Source organism: Gammaproteobacteria bacterium, from assembly GCA_003696665.1.
Classification (GTDB): domain Bacteria; phylum Pseudomonadota; class Gammaproteobacteria; order Enterobacterales.
This window is the reverse complement of record RFGJ01000308.1, coordinates 1-3,560: the sequence shown is the minus strand read 5'-3', so window position 1 is coordinate 3,560 and position 3,560 is coordinate 1. Positions and strand designations below refer to the sequence as shown.

Genomic DNA, 3,560 nt, shown 5'->3' with positions numbered 1-3,560 from the left:
CCGGAGGCCCTTCCCAACATCATCAGACATGACGGCAGCCGTTCGCCTTTGGACGAACAACGATTGCGCACGATTCTCGAAGAGGCGGTACGAGGACTGAGCGACGTTGATGTCGAGCTGCTTTACCGAAACATTCGGCGCAACATTTTTGACGGTATGAAGGAGGGAGATCTGGCGGACGTCATCATCATGGGCGCCAGAAACCTCATCGATCGCGATCCAAACTACACGTATGTGGCTGCGCGCTTACTTCTCGACAAGCTGCGTCGTGAAGCCATGACATTTATTTATGCCGAACCCACCGAGGCCACGCAAGATCAAATGGCCGAGCGGTATCCGGAAACATTTGAAAAAACCATTCGGAAAGCGGCTGAACTTGGGCTGCTCGACCCAGAACTGACCCGTTACGATCTCAAGGTGCTTGGAGAAGCGATTAGACCAGAGCGAGATTTTCAATTTACCTACCTTGGACTGCAAACACTGTACGACCGTTATTTCATTCACCACGACGGCACTCGGCTTGAATTGCCACAAGTGTTTTTTATGCGTGTCGCCATGGGCTTAGCCATCAATGAAGTCGAGCGAGAGAAACGCACGATAGAATTCTATAACTTGTTATCAAGCTTTGACTTTATGAGCTCGACGCCAACGCTGTTCAACTCAGGCACACTCCGTCCGCAACTGTCTAGCTGTTATTTGACGACGGTACCCGACGATCTTGAAGGCATCTTCAATGCCATCAAAGATGACGCATTGCTGTCGAAATATGCCGGAGGTTTAGGCAACGACTGGACCCGTGTCCGTGGCATGGGAGCACACATTAAGGGCACAAACGGGACATCACAAGGCGTCGTGCCATTCCTCAAAGTGGCCAACGATACAGCCGTGGCAGTCAACCAAGGCGGTAAACGAAAGGGTGCCATGTGTGCCTACCTCGAAACCTGGCATATCGATATCGAAGAATTCCTCGAATTGCGTAAAAACACAGGGGACGATCGGCGTCGCACCCACGACATGAATACCGCCAACTGGATTCCAGATTTGTTCATGGAGCGGGTTGTAGAAGAAAAAGAATGGACGCTGTTTTCGCCAGACGAAGTCCCGGAACTGCACGATCTCTACGGTCAGGCGTTCCGAGAAAAATATGAATATTACGAAAAGAAAGCTGAGGCTGGCGAAATTCGCGTGTTCAAGAAGGTGAAAGCGGTTGATCTGTGGCGCAAAATGCTCAGCATGCTGTTTGAAACAGGTCACCCGTGGATGACTTTCAAAGATCCCTGTAACTTGCGCTCACCACAACAGCATTGCGGTGTCGTACACAGTTCCAATTTGTGTACGGAAATCACGCTCAATACAAGCGATGACGAGATTGCGGTATGCAACCTAGGGTCCGTCAACCTCGCGCAGCATGTCGACGAAAACGGTCTAAACCTCGAAAAGCTCGAAAAGACCATTTCAACCGCCATGCGCATGCTTGATAACGTCATCGATTATAATTTCTATTCTGTGCCGCAAGCTCGGCGTTCAAATCTCAAGCACCGGCCAGTTGGACTTGGTCTCATGGGCTTCCAGGATGCGCTATACAAATTACGCATCCCTTATGCCTCGGAGCAAGCCGTTGAGTTTGCCGATCGTTCCATGGAAGCCATTTCATATTTTGCCATCAAAGCATCGACCGATTTGGCGGAAGAACGAGGGACTTATCAAACCTTCGAAGGCTCCTTATGGAGCAAGGGCATTTTGCCAATCGATTCCATACGCTTGCTCGAAGAAGGTCGTGGCAACTACATTCAAATGGACAAGTCTTTCACCATGGATTGGGATTCACTCCGAGAACGCGTTAAAACGGTGGGGATGCGCAACTCCAACACCATGGCCATCGCTCCCACGGCCACGATCTCAAATATTTGCGGTGTGAGTCAGTCGATTGAGCCCATTTATCAGAACCTTTATGTGAAATCTAACCTCTCGGGTGAATTCACAGTGGTCAACCCTTATTTGGCAAATGAGCTTAAGAAACTGGGGCTTTGGGATGATGTCATGGTCAGCGACATCAAATACTACGACGGCAGCGTGCAATACATCGATCGCGTACCAGATGAGCTGAAAAAACTTTTCGCCACAGCCTTCGAAATCGATCCCCGATGGCTCATCGAAGCCGCCTCGCGACGTCAAAAATGGATTGATCAGGCGCAATCGCTCAACCTGTATCTGGCTGAACCCTCTGGCAAGATACTGGACTCCATTTACAAGCTGGCATGGGTGCGTGGGCTTAAGACGACCTATTATTTGCGCTCCCTTGGTGCAACAGCCATGGAAAAGTTCCAGGAAGCATCAAGCCAGGCCAATACACAGCCAGAGGCGCCCAAGGTCTGCTCGATCCTTGACCCGGACTGCGAAGCTTGTCAATAACGATAACAATATGGAGAAGACGTCATGTTAAACTGGGATGACCCAATTTCAGCTTTCAAACAGCAAAGTCAACCTCAGCCCGCCCAGCCATCAGTCACGGCGCATGAGGCAAAAAAAGCGCCGCAAGAAGCCATCGCGCCCATGGCACAGGAGGCGCTCGCACCAGTACGTCCGGAAGATAAACGTGTCATCACCGGGCAAACTGACATTAACCAACTGGCACCATTTAAATACCCTTGGGCATGGGAATACTTCCTGAACGCCAATAAAAACCACTGGACACCTTTGGACATTTCCATGGCCCAGGATGTCCATGACTTCAACCATAAGCTGACCGTAGAAGAACGCCATGTTTACACCAATGTGCTGGCCTATCTGACCACTTCGGACGTGCTCGCGATGCGCAACATTGGTTTGGCGGTGATGGAAAAAATGTGTGCCCCAGAGTTACAAATCTATCAAGCACGGCAAGTGTATGAAGAAGCGCTACACACTTGGACGTATCAGCACTGCATTGAGACCTTGGGGCTTGATCAAGGCGAAATCTATAACCGCTATCGCGTTGTGCCGGAAATTTACGGCAAAATCAAACTTGCCAACCGCCGCCTGCACTCAGTCCTTCGTGCCGACATCGACTTGACGGACAAGGATGAGCAGGAAAATTTCGTCATGGCCTACATGTTCTTTGCCGCTGTTTTCGAAGGCTGCTGGTTCTACAACGGTTTTACACCAATTTTTGCGCTGCAAAGACGTGGCCTGATGAAAGGCACTGGCGAACAATTGCAGTACATCATGCGCGATGAAGTGCTGCATGCGGCGTTTGGCATCAAGGTGGTCAACCAAATCATCAAAGAAGAAAATATCAAACTCGATCCGCAAGCCATTCGCGAAATGTGGGATGAAGCTGAGGCAGCCGAAATCGCCTATGCCAACTACATTTTGCGTGATCCCATTCTTGGCTATTCGGCGGAAGAGCACATTGAGCAGTTCCGCTTCATCGCCAACCGAAGAGCGCGTAAACTCGGTCAGGAAGATCCGTTCCCAGGTGCTCAGAATGTCCTGCCATGGCTTGACGAACAAGCCAACCTGCGTAAAGAGAAAAATTTCTTTGAAACGCGAGTGACAGAGTACCAGACAGGCGGCGCGCT

2 protein-coding genes are annotated in these 3,560 nt (G+C 50.3%); both read left to right on the top strand.

What is annotated here, in order from left to right; genetic code table 11:
* Nucleotides 1-2,412, top strand: a 2,412-nt coding sequence (locus D6694_08340; protein ID RMH42111.1) for a ribonucleoside-diphosphate reductase subunit alpha, incomplete at its 5' end; no start/stop codon positions are given.
* Between the two features lie 24 nt (nt 2,413-2,436).
* Nucleotides 2,437-3,560 (top strand): ribonucleotide-diphosphate reductase subunit beta (locus D6694_08335; protein ID RMH42110.1); only part of this gene is annotated, 1,124 nt, incomplete at its 3' end.